The sequence below is a fragment of the Nioella ostreopsis genome (assembly GCF_004000255.1).
Taxonomy (GTDB): Bacteria; Pseudomonadota; Alphaproteobacteria; order Rhodobacterales; family Rhodobacteraceae; genus Nioella; species Nioella ostreopsis.
In genome coordinates, this window is the sequence record NZ_RCIQ01000011.1 from 14,210 (window position 1) to 29,033 (window position 14,824).

17 protein-coding genes are annotated in these 14,824 nt (G+C 59.4%); 9 read left to right on the forward strand and 8 right to left on the reverse strand.

What is annotated here, in order from left to right:
* Positions 1-10 precede the first annotated feature (10 nt).
* Positions 11-667: a Tim44/TimA family putative adaptor protein gene (locus EP237_RS12380; protein ID WP_127561217.1), complete on the reverse strand. Its 657-nt coding sequence runs from the start codon at positions 665-667 to the stop codon at positions 11-13.
* 119 nt (positions 668-786) lie between these two features.
* Here EP237_RS12380 and EP237_RS12385 point away from each other — a divergent pair, with 119 nt between their 5' ends.
* Entirely contained in the window at positions 787-1,263 is a 477-nt protein-coding gene (locus EP237_RS12385; protein ID WP_127561218.1) for an FxsA family protein, read from the forward strand.
* Positions 1,264-1,317: 54 nt separating this feature from the next.
* The gene (gene secB, locus EP237_RS12390) at positions 1,318-1,821 is read left to right on the forward strand and encodes a protein-export chaperone SecB (protein ID WP_127561219.1); all 504 of its coding nucleotides are present in this window, start codon (positions 1,318-1,320) and stop codon (positions 1,819-1,821) included.
* Here secB and dnaQ read toward each other — a convergent pair whose 3' ends face one another.
* From dnaQ to EP237_RS12410, 4 genes are read right to left on the reverse strand one after another with little or no spacing between them, the layout of a single operon-like run.
* Positions 1,822-2,559, reverse strand: a complete 738-nt coding sequence (dnaQ, locus tag EP237_RS12395; RefSeq protein ID WP_127561220.1) for a DNA polymerase III subunit epsilon — start codon at positions 2,557-2,559, stop codon at positions 1,822-1,824. It lies immediately after the preceding gene.
* Complete coding sequence (gene coaE / locus EP237_RS12400; RefSeq protein WP_127561221.1) at positions 2,552-3,145, reverse strand: dephospho-CoA kinase; 594 nt, start codon at positions 3,143-3,145, stop codon at positions 2,552-2,554. The genes dnaQ and coaE overlap by 8 nt, the downstream gene beginning before the upstream one ends.
* Positions 3,142-3,975, reverse strand: coding sequence for a shikimate dehydrogenase (locus tag EP237_RS12405; RefSeq protein WP_127561222.1), 834 nt, complete (start codon positions 3,973-3,975; stop codon positions 3,142-3,144). Before EP237_RS12405 ends, coaE begins: the two co-directional genes overlap by 4 nt.
* Positions 3,972-4,568: a Maf family protein gene (locus EP237_RS12410; RefSeq protein WP_127561223.1), complete on the reverse strand. Its 597-nt coding sequence runs from the start codon at positions 4,566-4,568 to the stop codon at positions 3,972-3,974. Before EP237_RS12410 ends, EP237_RS12405 begins: the two co-directional genes overlap by 4 nt.
* A 412-nt stretch (positions 4,569-4,980) precedes the next feature.
* On the opposite strand from EP237_RS12410, the gene hemJ reads away from it, so the two are divergent.
* The 7 genes from hemJ to EP237_RS12445 all read left to right on the forward strand — a co-directional run bounded on the left by hemJ (position 4,981) and on the right by EP237_RS12445 (position 12,340).
* A complete protein-coding gene (hemJ, locus tag EP237_RS12415) occupies positions 4,981-5,439 on the forward strand; it encodes a protoporphyrinogen oxidase HemJ (protein WP_164744696.1) in 459 nt (152 codons plus the stop codon).
* A gap of 132 nt (positions 5,440-5,571) precedes the next feature.
* The gene (gene rho / locus EP237_RS12420) at positions 5,572-6,843 is read left to right on the forward strand and encodes a transcription termination factor Rho (protein WP_127561224.1); all 1,272 of its coding nucleotides are present in this window, start codon (positions 5,572-5,574) and stop codon (positions 6,841-6,843) included.
* A 16-nt stretch (positions 6,844-6,859) separates the two neighbouring features.
* Complete coding sequence (gene mnmE, locus EP237_RS12425) at positions 6,860-8,143, forward strand: tRNA uridine-5-carboxymethylaminomethyl(34) synthesis GTPase MnmE (protein ID WP_127561225.1); 1,284 nt, start codon at positions 6,860-6,862, stop codon at positions 8,141-8,143.
* Positions 8,144-8,154: 11 nt separating this feature from the next.
* Positions 8,155-10,020: a tRNA uridine-5-carboxymethylaminomethyl(34) synthesis enzyme MnmG gene (gene mnmG, locus EP237_RS12430; protein ID WP_127561226.1), complete on the forward strand. Its 1,866-nt coding sequence runs from the start codon at positions 8,155-8,157 to the stop codon at positions 10,018-10,020.
* Entirely contained in the window at positions 10,017-10,643 is a 627-nt protein-coding gene (rsmG, locus tag EP237_RS12435; RefSeq protein ID WP_127561227.1) for a 16S rRNA (guanine(527)-N(7))-methyltransferase RsmG, read from the forward strand. Before mnmG ends, rsmG begins: the two co-directional genes overlap by 4 nt.
* Positions 10,627-11,427 carry a ParA family protein gene (locus EP237_RS12440; RefSeq protein WP_416930709.1) on the forward strand — a complete coding sequence of 267 codons (801 nt, stop codon included), beginning with the start codon at positions 10,627-10,629 and terminating at the stop codon, positions 11,425-11,427. The genes rsmG and EP237_RS12440 overlap by 17 nt, the downstream gene beginning before the upstream one ends.
* Before the next feature lie 13 nt (positions 11,428-11,440).
* Entirely contained in the window at positions 11,441-12,340 is a 900-nt protein-coding gene (locus EP237_RS12445) for a ParB/RepB/Spo0J family partition protein (protein WP_127561342.1), read from the forward strand.
* Here the strand turns inward: EP237_RS12445 and hemW are convergent.
* Genes hemW through rph form a run of 3 tightly spaced genes read right to left on the reverse strand, consistent with a single transcriptional unit; the run spans position 12,337 to position 14,808 of the window.
* On the reverse strand, positions 12,337-13,524 hold the full coding sequence (gene hemW, locus EP237_RS12450; protein WP_127561229.1) for a radical SAM family heme chaperone HemW: 1,188 nt from the start codon (positions 13,522-13,524) through the stop codon (positions 12,337-12,339). The genes EP237_RS12445 and hemW overlap by 4 nt on opposite strands.
* Positions 13,487-14,095, reverse strand: coding sequence for an RdgB/HAM1 family non-canonical purine NTP pyrophosphatase (gene rdgB, locus EP237_RS12455; protein ID WP_127561230.1), 609 nt, complete (start codon positions 14,093-14,095; stop codon positions 13,487-13,489). Before rdgB ends, hemW begins: the two co-directional genes overlap by 38 nt.
* Positions 14,095-14,808, reverse strand: coding sequence for a ribonuclease PH (rph, locus tag EP237_RS12460; protein WP_127561231.1), 714 nt, complete (start codon positions 14,806-14,808; stop codon positions 14,095-14,097). The genes rdgB and rph overlap by 1 nt, the downstream gene beginning before the upstream one ends.
* Between the last annotated feature and the right edge of the window lie 16 nt (positions 14,809-14,824).

Genomic DNA, 14,824 nt, shown 5'->3' on the forward strand with positions numbered 1-14,824 from the left:
GCATGGGGTTTCACCCGCCGGTTGCGACCAGAACCCAGTTGGGATCGGAGCTGCCCATCTTGCGCCCGAAGGTCCAGACATCGCGCTGACGCTTGATCGCATTGGGGTCGCCTTCGACCAGCTCACCCGCCGCATTGCGCACGGCAGAGGTCAGTTCGCCCACGAAACGCACGGTCACCTCGGCCATGTTGTCAGACCGGTCAAAGCTGGCATCCTGCAACACCAGTTCCCGCACCCCGACGAAATTGGCGTCGATGGACAGGCCCTGTTCTTCGCGATTGCGGATCACTTCCTCGAAGGTTTCCATCACGTCGTCGGCCAGGAACGGACGCAGCCCTTCGACATCGCCGTTTTCAAAGGCCATGAGGATCATTTCATAGGCACCGCGCGCGCCTTGCAGAAACTCCGACACCGAAAACCCCGGCTCGGCCATCTTCATCGCGGCGAGCGCCTTGGCGGCATCGGTCCCGTCATCCACATGATCGGTGATATCGCGGTCGGGTCCGCCCTCGATCACCTCGAAATCCCGACGCGCGGGACTGCGGCGCGCGGGTGCTTCCGCCTGCGGGTTCTCGTAACCGTCCCGCGTGCCAAGAACGCTGCGCAACTTCAGGATCAGGAAAATCGCAATCCCGGCCAACACCAGCAGTTGCAGTAGGGAGTTCATGTCGGAACCTCTTTCGGGCGTTTGGGGTTAAATCTTGCGGCTCGATTGCACATATGTAGGCGCGAGGGGCGGTCAAGTCCATGTGCCAACCGCCGCTGTTGTCGAAGAAAGGACGCAAGATGTGGCTGTTTTTCCTGTTTATCGGCGTGCCGCTGATTGAAATCGCCCTGTTCATCCAGGTGGGCGGGCTAATCGGGCTGTGGCCAACACTTGGAATTGTGGTGCTGACGGCGGTTCTCGGATCCATGCTGGTGCGGTCGCAAGGCGCGCAGGCCATGGCCAATCTTCGTTCCAGTTTCAACGACTTGAACGATCCGACCGAGCCATTGGCGCATGGCGCGATGATCCTGTTTTCCGGGGCACTTCTGTTGACGCCCGGCTTTTTCACAGACGCGCTTGGCTTTGCTCTGCTGGTGCCGGGATTTCGAAATCTGGTCCTTCGAGAGCTGCGCAAGCGGGTCAAGGTTGAATCGGTCGTTGCCGGGCAGCAGCAATGGACCCAAACACGTCAAGGCCCCGATATTATTATCGAAGGCGACTATGAAGTTGATGAAAACCCGCCGCGAAACGGGCCTTCCGGGTGGACTCGCCATTGAGGCAGCCGAATTCACCTGATAAACCGCGATCAACCTTTTAACCCGGAGAAAAAGATGGCCGAAGAAAACGGGACCCAAGCCCCCGAAGGCGCCGCACAGGCCCCTGTCCTGCCTAAGATGCAGGTCCTTGCCCAATTTATTCGCGACATGTCCTTCGAGAACATCGCCGCGCAGAAATCCCTTCAGGGCAACACGCAGCCTGAAATTCAGGTTCAGGTCGGTGTCGAGGCGCGTAAACGTCAGACCGAGAACCAATATGACGTTGTCGTCAAAATGAAGATCGACAACAAGACCAAGGATGATGGCGCGCAGATCTTCCTGATCGAACTGGACTATGCTGGCGTCTTCCAGATCGAGAACGTGAACGAGCAGCAGCTTCACCCGTTCCTGCATATCGAATGCCCTCGGATGCTGTTCCCCTTCATCCGGCGCATCGTTTCCGATCTGTCGCGCGACGGTGGCTACCCGCCGCTCAACCTCGACAACATGGATTTCGTGCAGATCTATCGCAATCAGCTGGCCCGCGTCGCACAGACCAAGCCGCACGCGGACGCGTAATCAGCCGAACGTCTTCCAGACAGCGCCGTCGCCCATCTCCTCGACAAAGGATGCATGGGCGGCGGCTTCTTCTTGTGTGATCCTTGAGGGCAGCGGGGTGGGCCGTGGTTTCGGGCGCCAGGCTTCGGTCGGTTGACCGGTTGATGTGGTTTCGACCCGGGCGGACAGCGCAAAATCGGGCTGTCGTCCGCCGATCAGCTCCAGATAGACCTCTGCCAGGATCTCGGAGTCGAGAAGCGCCCCGTGTAGGGTTCGTGACGAATTGTCGATCCCGAAGCGGCGGCAGAGCGCATCCAGCGAGGCTGGCGAGCCGGGAAACTTCTTGCGCGCAATTGCCAGCGTATCGACGGCGCGTTCCCATGGGATCTGCGGCAGATTCAGCCAGCGCAGTTCTGCATTAAGGAATTTCATGTCGAAGCTGGCGTTGTGGATCACCAGCTTGGAATCCATGCCCACGAAGTCGAGGAATTTCTGTCCGAAGGCCGAGAATACCGGTTTGTCCTTTAGCGTGACCTCACCGGGGTTCGGGCCGCGCGGGCCGGATTCGAGCAGGTCAGGGCCTATCCCGTGCACGCCGAACGCCTCGTCCGGCATGGACCGTTCCGGGTTGATATAGACGTGAAATGTTTCGCCCGTAGGCAGGTGGTTATAGAGCTCGATTGCCCCGATCTCGACGATCCGATCCCCCGATTCAGGGTCGAATCCAGTGGTTTCCGTGTCGAGCACGATTTCACGCATGGTGTTCCCCTGTCAGCCTGTCGATCAGTTTCAACACGTCCGTGCGGGCACTGTCCAGATCATAGGTTTCAATCACGAAATCCGCTTTGGTACGCTTTTCTGCGTCGGGGGTTTGCCGGGCGAGGATCGCGGCGAACATCTCCTCGGTCATTGTTTCCCGTGCCAGCACGCGTCTGCGCTGTTCCTCGGCATCGACTGAGACGACAAGCACACCGTCCATGTTGGCGGCCGATCCTGTTTCAAAGAGCAGGGGGATGTCCAGAACGATCAGCGGCGCGTCGGCATGGGCCGCAATGAACTCTGCCCGATCAGCCGCGACGAGCGGATGCACGATCTTTTCAATCTGACCCAGGGCCGTGTCATCCCGCGCGATCCAGGCTTTCAGCGCGTCGCGGTCCACTTTGCCAATCGGGGTCGCATCCGGGCAAATCTTGCTGATCGGTTCCACCGCCGCGCCGCCCTTGGCGTAGATCCGGTGAACGGCGGCATCCGCATCCCAAACCGGCACGCCGGCCTCGCGAAAAAACTGGGCCGTGGTCGATTTGCCCATCCCGATGGAGCCGGTGAGACCGAGAATATAGCTCATTCCTCCAACACCACCGCTCGCAGCTCATCATCCACCTCGGGTTTCACGCCGAACCAGCGTTCGAACCCCGGTGCGGCCTGATGCAGCAGCATTCCCAATCCGTCGACCGTATGACAGCCACGCGCGGCGGCCTCATCCAGCAGATCGGTACGCAGAGGGGTGTAGACGATGTCATTCACGACCGTTGCCGGGTTCAGCCGGTCAAGGTCGATATGAAGGGGCTGCTTGCCGACCATCCCGAGCGATGTGGTGTTCACCAGCAAAGCGACTTCATCGAGAACGTTGGGGATGCGCGTCCAGTCCGCGACATGGACCTTGGCGCCAAAATGATCCTGCAACGCCTCGGCCCGGGCGCGGGTGCGATTGACCAGAAACACATGCGGGCAGCCATCCGACAGCAGCGCCGACACCACCGCCCGCGCGGCACCACCGGCACCCAGTACCAGGGCGGGGCCTTCGGATGCAGACCAGCCGGGCGTGTACTGCCTGATGTTTTCCATGAATCCGACGCCATCGGTGTTGTCGGCCTGCAACTTGCCGTTCGCCGTGTAGGTCAGCGTGTTCGCCGCCCCGATCAACGCGGCGCGATCGGTGACAGTGTCGGCGATCTGCAGCACAGTTTCCTTGTGTGGAATCGTGACGTTGACGCCCTTGAACCCAAGGTCCGGTAACAGGCGCAACGTATCGTGGAGCCGCTCGCGTGTGACATGCAGCGGCACGTAATGCCCGTCGATCCCGTAGCGCCAGAGCCAATGACCATGCAGCCGGGGGGATCGGCTATGCGCGATCGGGTCGCCGATAACCCCCGCCAGCAACAGCTTTTCCGTCATCCCTCGATCTCTCCCTTTTGGGTCAGGAACCCGATGAGTTCCAGAAGTGGCAGACCCAGAACGGTAAAGTAGTCGCCTTCGACGCGGCTGAAAAGCCGTGCACCTTCTTCTTCAAGCTTGTAGCTGCCCACGCTGTCGCCAATGCCGGGCCAGTTACGGTCCAGATAGGCGGCGAGGTAGTCGTCGCTTATCTCTCTCATCAGCAGCCGCACCTGACCGACATAACGCCAAACGGGTTCCGCGTCGGAGTAAACCACCACGGCGGACAGAAGCTTGTGCTGTTTGCCGCGCAGCATGCGCAACTGATTGGCGGCATCCTCTTTGCTGGTGGGCTTTGACAAGACCTGCCCCTGAAATTCCAACACCTGATCCGATCCGATCACAGTGGCATCAGGGTGCTTTTCAGCGATCTTTCGGGCTTTGAATTCGGCCAGGGCATCGGCCAAATCGCGTGGGGTCGCATCCTCAGCCAGCAAAGCCGCCGTGATTGCGTCCTCGTCGATGCGCGCGGGCAAGGCGGTGAACGGGATGCCGGCATTGGTCAGCAGCGTCTGCCGGATGGCCGAGCGTGAGGCCAGAATGATCTGCGTCATGGGATAACTCTATGAACAAGTCTGGGGCCAAGCCCGGGAATAGGTTCTGTATATCTGCCCGGTGTAGGGTGATCCAAGTGTTGTTCGAGGATAACCATACATTCACCCCACGGTTTTCCACGGGGATAGATGATCACCAGTTTTGCGGGGATTGTACCTGACAGGCGCAACATGAACACAGGTTTTTCAGGAGTTGTTCACAGCTTGATAGATGGCAAGTACTTGTAATTTATTACTTTTATTGATTGTCCACCAGGTCTGCCCATCAGCCAAGTTCACCTTCAAAGCTGTGAAGAACCCTTTGGAAAACCACGCTCAAACAGGGTTTTCCCTGTTATCCCCGGTACAACAACAACATCATCTTTTCTTTTAAATAAATATATTTAGAAGAGGTCGGAGAACGGAGTGCCCCATGATCGGCGATTTTCTGGCTGCAGCCTATCCCTGGACCAAGAGCTTGCATGTGATGTCCGTGCTGGCCTGGATGGCTGGTCTGTTCTACCTGCCGCGTCTGTTTGTTTATCATGCGGAACAGGTGGGTCAGGGCAATGACACTGATCAGCTGTTCCAGACCATGGAATACAAGCTGCTTCGGGTGATCATGAATCCCGCGATGATCTCCACCTGGATCTTTGGGCTGGCGCTCGTGTTCACACCGGGGATTGTGTACTGGGGTGATGTCTGGCCCTGGACCAAGGCGGCAGCTGTGCTGGGGATGACATGGTTTCACCATTGGCTGGCGCTGCGTCGCAAGGACTTTGCCAAGGGTGAGAACAATCGCACGGGCCGGACCTACCGGATGATGAACGAGGTTCCAACGCTGCTGATGGTGGTGATCGTCATTTCCGTCATTGCCAGGCCGTTTTCCTAAGCCCGGTTGACTTGGCCGCGGCCTTTCCTTATCTGGCTTGTCAACTTGGCCGTCCGGCCTTGCTGTTTCCCTATGAATACCGACACGCGGCATGCCTGAAACAGGGTAGGGCCAGCCAAGGGACTATTTTCCATGACTACTGAAACTTTGAACCTGGCTGACCTGAAGGCCAAATCCCCCAAATCCCTTCTTGCCATGGCAGAAGAGCTGGATATCGAAAACGCCTCGACCATGCGCAAGGGCGAGATGATGTTCCAGATCCTGCGTGAGCGCGCCGAAGAGGGATGGGAGATTTCAGGCGATGGCGTGCTGGAAGTCCTGCAAGACGGGTTCGGATTCCTGCGCTCGCCCGAGGCGAACTATCTGCCGGGTCCGGACGATATCTACGTTTCTCCTGAAATGATCCGCCTGCACAGCCTGCGTACCGGTGACACCGTCGAAGGCGTGATCCACGCACCGCGAGAGAATGAGCGCTATTTCGGTCTTGTGAAGGTTGCGCAGATCAATTTCGAAGATCCGGAACGTGCCCGCCACAAGATCAACTTCGACAACCTGACCCCGCTTTACCCGGATGAGCGGTTGAAGATGGAAATCGACGACCCAACCGTAAAAGACCGGTCAGCGCGTATCATCGACCTTGTGGCCCCGATTGGGAAAGGCCAGCGGTCGCTGATCGTTGCGCCGCCCCGGACGGGTAAAACGGTTCTGCTTCAGAACATCGCCAGCTCGATCGAGAAGAACCACCCGGAATGCTACCTGATCGTTCTGCTGATTGACGAACGCCCGGAAGAGGTGACGGACATGCAGCGCTCGGTGAAGGGCGAGGTGATTTCCTCGACCTTCGACGAACCTGCCACACGCCACGTTGCGGTGTCCGAGATGGTGATCGAGAAGGCCAAGCGCCTGGTGGAACACAAGCGTGATGTGGTCATCCTGCTCGACTCCATCACACGCCTCGGACGCGCCTATAACACCACGGTTCCCAGTTCCGGCAAGGTGCTGACCGGTGGTGTGGATGCGAACGCCCTGCAACGCCCCAAGCGGTTCTTCGGGGCTGCGCGGAACATTGAAGAGGGTGGATCGCTGACCATCATCGCCACCGCGCTGATCGACACCGGCAGCCGCATGGACGAGGTGATCTTTGAAGAATTCAAGGGCACCGGCAACAGCGAGATCGTGCTGGACCGCAAGGTTGCCGACAAGCGTGTGTTCCCGGCGATGGATATCCTCAAGTCCGGCACCCGGAAAGAAGATCTCCTGGTCGATTCCAAGGACCTGCACAAGACCTTCCTGTTGCGTCGTATCCTGAACCCGATGGGAACGACCGATGCCATCGAGTTCCTGATCTCCAAGCTCAAGCAGACCAAGACGAACGCCGAGTTCTTCGATTCTATGAACAGCTGACCCCGCGGAGGGGCCCATGGACACGATCTTTGCGCTGGCCACGGCGCCGGGAAAGGCCGGCGTTGCTGTGATCCGTATTTCGGGTCCGGATGCGTTTGCCGTGGGAAGCGCTCTGGCAGGTACTGTTCCAGCTCCGAAAGAGGCGCGACTGAGGCGGCTGAGCGACGGGCAGGGTGCCCATCTTGATGATGCCCTCATTCTGACCTTCCAGGCGCCTCACAGCTTCACTGGGGAGGACGTGGTAGAGTTTCAGGTCCATGGCAGCCCGGCGACGGTCAAGGCCGTTCTGGCGGCGATTTCTGCCACGGGGCTGGCGCGAATGGCGGAGCCTGGGGAATTCACCCGCCGAGCCTTGGAGAACGACCGGATGGACCTGGCGCAGGTCGAAGGGTTGGCGGACCTGATAGATGCGGAAACCGAGGCGCAGCGCGTGCAAGCCCTTCGCGTGTTGTCCGGCAGTTTGGGTCAGCTGGTAGAGGGGTGGCGCGAAAACCTGTTGCGGGCTGCCGCGCTGCTGGAGGTCACCATCGACTTTGCAGATGAAGAGGTGCCGGTTGATGTCACGCCCGAAGTGGTGTCGCTGCTCTCACCGGTGATGGAGGACCTCAGCCGCGAAATTGCCGGGGTTGACGTGGCAGAGCGTATTCGCGACGGGTTCGAGGTGGCCATTCTCGGCGCGCCCAATGCCGGGAAATCCACGCTTCTGAATGCTCTCGCAGGGCGCGAGGCCGCAATTACCTCGGATATCGCGGGCACGACCCGCGACGTCATTGAAGTGCGGATGGACCTGCGCGGATTGCCGGTCACCGTCCTGGATACGGCGGGACTTCGCGATGCGGAGGATGAAATTGAACGCATCGGCATCGACCGCGCCCGGTCGCGTGCAGAGGCGGCTGACCTGCGGGTGTTCCTGAAATCCTCACCAGATGAACAGCCCAACATTGCGCTGCTACCGGATGATATCGTTCTGCTTGGCAAGGCTGACCTGTACGGGGCAGAGGGCATCTCGGGGACGACCGGGCAGGGTGTTTCAGCTCTTATCGACCGGATCACCGAGACGCTGTCAAACCGCGCCGCCCGGCAGGTGACGGCGACGCATGCCCGCCATGCAGAAGCCATGCGCGCCGCGCTTGGGGCTTTGGAAGCGGGGATGGATGAGGTAAAAGCCGGACCAGACAGGACCGAGCTGGCCGCTGAGCATTTGCGCTCTGCCATTCGTCGCCTTGATTCGCTGATCGGGCGTATCGATGTGGAGATGGTGTTGGGCGAAATCTTCTCGCGCTTTTGTCTCGGCAAGTAGGAGTGTTTCACGTGAAACATCTGGATTTCGATGTTGTGGTAATCGGCGGCGGCCATGCCGGGTCCGACGCGGCCCATGCGGCTGCGCGCAAAGGCGTGCGCGTTGTCCTACTGACGTTGCTGGCCGACTCCATCGGGGTCATGTCCTGCAATCCTGCGATCGGTGGCTTGGGTAAAGGGCATCTCGTCCGTGAAATCGACGCGCTTGGTGGGGCCATGGGGCGGGTTGCGGATGCCTCTGGTATCCAGTTCCGCCTGCTCAATCGCCGTAAAGGGCCCGCCGTTCAGGGGCCGCGCACGCAATCCGACCGCAAGCTCTATCGTCTGGCGATGCAGGGGGAATTGGCCTCTCTGCCAAACCTGACCGTTGTGGAAGGTGAAGCGGCCGATTTCCTGATGGACAAGGGCCGCATCGCGGGTGTCCGGCTGGAAGATGGCAGCCAGATCAGTGCGCGTGCCGTGGTGCTGACCACCGGCACATTCCTGCGCGGCATCATACACATCGGCGACAAGCAGCAGCCTGGCGGGCGGATGGGGGACAAGCCTTCCAATCTGCTTGCAGAGAGAATCGATGAATTCGGCCTGCCGCTTGGACGGTTGAAAACCGGAACGCCGCCACGTTTGAACGGGAAAACCATCAACTGGGACATCCTCGATAGTCAGCCAGCCGATGAAGACCCGGTGATGTTTTCCTTCTTGTCGAAGGGTCCGCAGGTCCGCCAGATCTCGTGCGGAATCACGCATACCAATGACAAGACGCACCAGATCATCCGCGGCAACCTTGATCGCTCTGCCATGTATGGCGGCCATATCGAGGGGATCGGCCCGCGCTACTGCCCGTCGATCGAGGACAAGATCGTGCGGTTCGCGGACAAGGACTCGCACCAGATTTTCCTGGAGCCGGAGGGGCTGGACGATGACACCGTTTATCCGAACGGTATCTCCACCTCTCTACCCGAAGAGGTGCAGCATGACTATGTCCACTCGATTCGCGGGCTGGAGCGGGCGGAGATCCTGCAGCCGGGCTACGCCATCGAATACGATTATGTCGATCCGCGCGCGCTGAGCCCGGTGCTGGAGGTCAAGGATGTGCCGGGCCTGTTCCTGGCTGGCCAAATCAACGGGACCACAGGGTATGAGGAAGCAGCTGCACAAGGTCTTGTGGCCGGTCTGAATGCTGCTCAACAAATCTTGGATCAGGAACCGGTGACCTTCAGTCGAAGCGACTCCTATATCGGTGTGATGATCGACGATCTGGTCACGCGCGGCGTGGCAGAACCTTACCGCATGTTCACTTCACGGGCCGAGTTCCGTTTGACCCTGCGCGCGGATAATGCGGACCAACGACTGACACCACTCGCAATGAAGCTGGGCATTGCCGGAGAGGAGCGAATCGCACATTTCGAAGACAAGATGGATCGTCTCGCCAAGGGCTATGACACGCTGCGAGGGCTGGATCTGACCCCGACGGAGGCGCGGCGTCATGGTCTGAATGTCAACCAGGACGGGCAGAGGCGCACGGCGTTGGATCTGTTGTCCTTCCCCGATATCGACATCGAGAACTTGTCGGCCATTTGGCCAGAGGTTGAAGCGCTCGATCAGGACTCCAAGGATCAGCTGAGCCGTGAGGCGCTTTACTCGAGCTATATCGAACGCCAGAAATCCGATGTGGCCGCACTAAAGAGAGACGAGGCACATCGAATTCCAGAGGCTTTCAGTTATGAAGGAATTGATGGCTTGTCCAACGAACTGCGCGGCAAGCTGGCCATGATCCGGCCGCAGACGCTTGGGCAGGCGGGGCGAATCGAGGGCATGACCCCGGCAGCGCTGACGCTACTGCTGACCAAGATCCGCCAGCACGAACGGAAACGCGCATGACCGAGGAAGAGGCGCGGGCACGGCTGCAAGCCGATGTTTCACGTGAAACATTTGACCGGTTGGAGACCTACGCCGCTGCTCTGGTGAAGTGGCAGAAGGCGATCAACCTGGTATCACCTGGCACGATTCCGGAGCTGTGGACGCGTCATTTCCTCGATTCCGCTCAAGTATTCGACCTGTGCGGGGTTAAAGAAGGCTTGTGGCTCGATATCGGATCTGGCGCGGGGTTTCCGGGGCTTGTTTGTGCGGCCATCGCCTTTGAGAAAGCACCAGACTTGCGCTTCACTTTCATCGAAAGCGACCTTCGCAAAGGGAGTTTTCTGCGGACGGTCGCGGCTGAAATGGGCCTGAAAATCGGCGTTCTGACGCGCCGTATCGAGGAGGCACCACCGCAAAATGCCGCAATACTCTCTGCCCGTGCCCTGGCCTCTCTGTCAAAACTGCTTGGGCACGCAGAACGGCATCTGTCGCCCAATGGCACCGCCCTGTTCCTGAAAGGCGCGACACATGGGCAGGAAGTGGAAGAAGCGCTTGAGACATGGCGCATGACGATGGAATCTATTCCAAGCCAGACGGCCGATGGGGCCGTGATTCTGAAAATCGGAGATATTCGACGTGCCTGAGTCCCGGCGGCCCCGCTGCATAGCGATTGCGAATCAGAAAGGCGGGGTCGGAAAGACGACCACCGCGATCAATCTTGGCGCGGCACTAGCTGCCGAAGGTCAAAGGGTGTTGGTGATCGACCTGGATCCGCAGGGCAATGCGTCAACCGGTTTGGGGATCGATGTAGATCAGCGCGGGGTTACCACGTATGATCTGTTGATCGAAAACATGCCACTGCGAGAGATTGTGTTGCCAACTGGTGTTGATAACTTGTGGATCGCGCCTTCGACAACCGATCTAAGCTCCGCCGATGTGGAGCTTGTGAGCAATGAGAACCGGGTTTTTCTTCTGAAAGATGCGTTGGCGCCCGCGATGGTGGCTGGATTCGACATCATCCTGATGGATTGCCCGCCTTCGCTGAACCTTCTGACAGTCAACGCCATGGTGGCAGCGGACGCGGTTCTGGTGCCTCTGCAATCGGAATTCTTTGCGTTGGAGGGCCTGTCTCAGCTCATGCTCACCATTCGCGAGGTGCGCCAATCCGCAAATCCGGCGCTTCGGATCGAGGGCGTTGTGTTGACCATGTACGACATGCGCAACAACCTGTGCCGGCAAGTGGAAGAAGACGCTCGCGAAAACCTCGGGGATCTGGTGTATCAGACCCGAATCCCGCGGAATGTAAGGCTCAGCGAGGCACCATCTTACGCGATGTCGATCCTGCAATATGATCCCACCTCGCGTGGCAGCGAAGCCTATCGCGATCTCGCGCGGGAAGTGCTGGACCGGCAGTTGCAGCAGGCCTGAGAGGACAAAGAACATGACAACGAGAAAGAGCAGGGGCCTGGGGCGCGGACTATCAGCGTTGATGGCAGATATTAACGAGCCTACAGAGACGGAAAGCGCCGCACCGGACGCCCCGCGCCGAGCGGATATGAACGTGCCGATCGAATCGGTGCGCCCAAACCCGGATCAGCCCCGCCGCGCCTTCACTCAGGAAGCATTGCAGGAACTGTCGGATTCGATTGCCGAGAAGGGGATCATCCAACCGCTGATCGTGCGACCCGATCCCACGGTTGAGGGTCAGTTTCAGATCGTTGCGGGTGAACGGCGCTGGCGCGCGTCCCAGATGGCGCAACTGCATGAAGTCCCGGTGATCGTGCGTGATTTCGACGATACTGAGGTGCTTGAAGTTGCAATCATCGAGAACATTCAGCGCGCTGATCTGAACCCGGTGGAAGAGGCCATGGGCTATCGCCAGTTGATGGACCGGTTCAATCACACGCAGGAACGGCTGGCGACCGCCATGGGCAAAAGCCGGTCGCATATCGCGAACCTCATGCGCTTGCTGAACTTGCCGGATGAGGTGCAGGGCTATCTGCGGGATGGACAACTGAGCGCGGGTCACGCGCGGGCGTTGGTGGGCAGCGATGATGCGGTCAGCATTGCGCGTGAGGTGATCAACAAGGGCCTGTCCGTGCGTGATGTTGAAAAGCGGATGCGCAAGCCGGCCACGCCGACCGGTGGGGCATCTCGACCGCGCCCCGCTGGTGACAAAGATGCCGATACAAAGGCGCTCGAATCCGATCTGTCCGCGGCGATTGGCTTGGCGGTCAGTATTGATCACGACGCGGACCGCGGATCTGGAACGATCTCGATCAAATACGCAGATCTTGGCCAGCTGGACGATATCATCCAGATTTTGAACTCGGATGGTTAGGAAAGCAGCTCTCTGAGCAAACTGTTTAAGATGGGGCGACCAGCCTTGGTCGCCCTTATTTTGTTGGCGCTTTCGGTCAAGAACCCCATATCTTGTAGTCTCTCTCGTCGATCTCGTGGCAACTCAGCGCCCGTTAGGTCATTGAATCGCTCGAGAGAGCTCCCCTCGGATAGCCTTAAACTCATCATTAGGTACTCTGTGGCCTGGTCCATGGGGCTGATTGGATCCCGCATCGACTCGCCGTGACCTTTGGTTTCGACCTGGGTCAGCCAAGTCGTGGGGGTCAGCGGGGTCTCTGTCGCGTAGCGGGTACCGCCCAAGGTCAACCGCCCATGCGCACCTGGCCCGATCCCGATGTAATCGCCATAGCGCCAGTAGATCAGGTTGTGTCGACTCTCAGCCATGTCGCGGGCGTGGTTGGAGATCTCGTAGGCAGGCATTCTAGCGGCCTCGGTGATCTCCTGCGTGATGTCATACATATCGGCGGCGTGGTCATCGCTTGGCAGGCCGGGCAGGCGGCCGATGGCATAGCGATCCCCGAAGGCGGTGCCCTCTTCGATGGTCAGTTGATAGAGCGAGAGGTGATCAATCGCCATAGTTAGAGCCTGTTTCAGCTCCTCTGACCATTCCTGCGGGGTCTGGTGCTGGCGAGCATAAATCAGGTCGAAACTGACCCGATCGAATAGTTTTCGAGCAACGTCAAAGGCCTCACGCCCTTCCCTGGCGCTGTGCGTCCGGCCAAGCTGCTTCAGGTCACCGTCATTAAGTGCCTGAATTCCCATAGAAATTCTGTTGACGCCCGCATCGCGAAACCCGGCGAAGCGGTCGGCTTCAACTGAGGTCGGGTTGGCCTCCAGCGTTACCTCGAATGTGTTGGAAACAGACCAGGTTGCGCGGATTTCTTCCAGTATCGCATGAACCAGTTCAGGGTCCATGAGGGATGGCGTGCCGCCCCCGAAGAACACTGTATTTAGTGTACGGCCCCGTGTGATTTCACCATATCTCCTCACCTCTGAAAGATAGGCCGCCTTCCAACGGCTTTGATCTACCTGCGAGGCAACATGGCTGTTGAAGTCACAATAGGGGCATTTCGCCAGACAATAGGGCCAGTGCAGGTAAAGCCCGAACCCGCCCTGTTGCCAGTCGTCACTTGCCAAGGGCGGCCACCAGTTTGCGGAACGCATCGGCGCGGTGGCTTATCCGGTTCTTTTCCCACCGGTCCATCTCGCCGAAAGTGATGTCATAGCCATGCGGCTGAAAGATCGGGTCGTAGCCATGCCCCTGATCGCCGCGCATTGGCCAGACAACCTCACCCTCCATCACGCCGGGGAAGACCTCGTCATGCCCATCTGGCCAAGCCAGAACCAGCGTACAACAAAACCGGGCGGTGCGCGGGACTTTGGCGCCGACCTTCTCCAGTTCTTCATGCGTCCGGGTCATCGCCATCACGAAATCCCGCCCGGTCGGAGTCTCCGCCCAATCGGCAGTGTAAACGCCTGGCGCGCCGCCGAGCGCGTCGATTTCGATGCCGGAATCATCGGCTAGCGCGGGCAGGCCCGTGGCCTTCGCGGCGGCATGGGCCTTGATCCGGGCGTTTTCGACGAAGGTTGTCCCGGTTTCTTCCGGCTCTGGCAGCCCGTGTTCCTTGGCGGAGGTCACGGAGATTCCAAGAGGCTCCAGCAAATGCGCAATCTCCTCCAGCTTGCCCTGGTTATGGGTCGCAACAAGCAGGGTATCGCCGGTGAATGTGCGCATCAGGCCACGGCCGCTTTCTGGGCCGCAACCAGATCGGCCACGCCCTTGTTGGCCAGGTCCATCAACTCGTTGAACTGATCGCGGCTGAAGGTGGCGCCCTCGGCGCTGGCCTGCAGCTCGATCAGCTGACCCGTACCGGTCATGACGAAATTGCCATCGGTCCCGGCCTCGGAATCCTCGTCATAGTCCAGATCAAGGACGGGCTGACCCGCGAAAACCCCGCAAGACACAGCGGCCACATGATCCATGATCGGATCTGAAATCACATCGCCTGCCTTCATCAGCTTGTTCACAGCAAGACGCAGCGCGACCCAACCGCCGGTGATCGCCGCGCAGCGGGTACCGCCATCGGCCTGGATCACGTCGCAATCGACGGTGATCTGCCGTTCACCAAGCGCCACTCGATCGATGCCCGCCCGCAGGGAACGCCCGATAAGCCGCTGAATTTCCTGCGTTCTGCCAGATTGCTTGCCAGCCGATGCCTCGCGCCGCATCCGCGTATGGGTGGCGCGCGGCAGCATCCCATATTCCGCCGTTACCCAGCCAAGCCCGGTATTGCGCAGGAAGGGCGGGACGCGTTCTTCCAACGATGCTGTGCACAGCACATGGGTGTTGCCGACCTTGATCAGGCACGACCCCTCGGCATGGCGGGTCACACCGGTTTCAATGGCAATCGGACGCATCTGGTCTAGGTTTCTGCCGGACGGGCGCATATCTATCTCCTGCATA

Coding starts and splice junctions, on each gene's coding strand:
- hemJ (WP_164744696.1), top strand. CDS start 4,981: ATGATCGGCGATTTTCTGGCTGCAGCCTATCCCTGGACCAAGAGCTTG.
- hemW (WP_127561229.1), bottom strand. CDS start 13,524: ATGCGTTCCGCAAACTGGTGGCCGCCCTTGGCAAGTGACGACTGGCAA.
- rsmG (WP_127561227.1), top strand. CDS start 10,017: ATGACCGAGGAAGAGGCGCGGGCACGGCTGCAAGCCGATGTTTCACGT.
- EP237_RS12445 (WP_127561342.1), top strand. CDS start 11,441: ATGACAACGAGAAAGAGCAGGGGCCTGGGGCGCGGACTATCAGCGTTG.
- coaE (WP_127561221.1), bottom strand. CDS start 3,145: ATGAGCTATATTCTCGGTCTCACCGGCTCCATCGGGATGGGCAAATCG.
- EP237_RS12385 (WP_127561218.1), top strand. CDS start 787: ATGTGGCTGTTTTTCCTGTTTATCGGCGTGCCGCTGATTGAAATCGCC.
- dnaQ (WP_127561220.1), bottom strand. CDS start 2,559: ATGCGTGAAATCGTGCTCGACACGGAAACCACTGGATTCGACCCTGAA.
- rph (WP_127561231.1), bottom strand. CDS start 14,808: ATGCGCCCGTCCGGCAGAAACCTAGACCAGATGCGTCCGATTGCCATT.
- secB (WP_127561219.1), top strand. CDS start 1,318: ATGGCCGAAGAAAACGGGACCCAAGCCCCCGAAGGCGCCGCACAGGCC.
- rdgB (WP_127561230.1), bottom strand. CDS start 14,095: ATGCGCACATTCACCGGCGATACCCTGCTTGTTGCGACCCATAACCAG.
- EP237_RS12380 (WP_127561217.1), bottom strand. CDS start 667: ATGAACTCCCTACTGCAACTGCTGGTGTTGGCCGGGATTGCGATTTTC.
- EP237_RS12405 (WP_127561222.1), bottom strand. CDS start 3,975: ATGACGGAAAAGCTGTTGCTGGCGGGGGTTATCGGCGACCCGATCGCG.
- rho (WP_127561224.1), top strand. CDS start 5,572: ATGACTACTGAAACTTTGAACCTGGCTGACCTGAAGGCCAAATCCCCC.
- mnmE (WP_127561225.1), top strand. CDS start 6,860: ATGGACACGATCTTTGCGCTGGCCACGGCGCCGGGAAAGGCCGGCGTT.
- EP237_RS12410 (WP_127561223.1), bottom strand. CDS start 4,568: ATGACGCAGATCATTCTGGCCTCACGCTCGGCCATCCGGCAGACGCTG.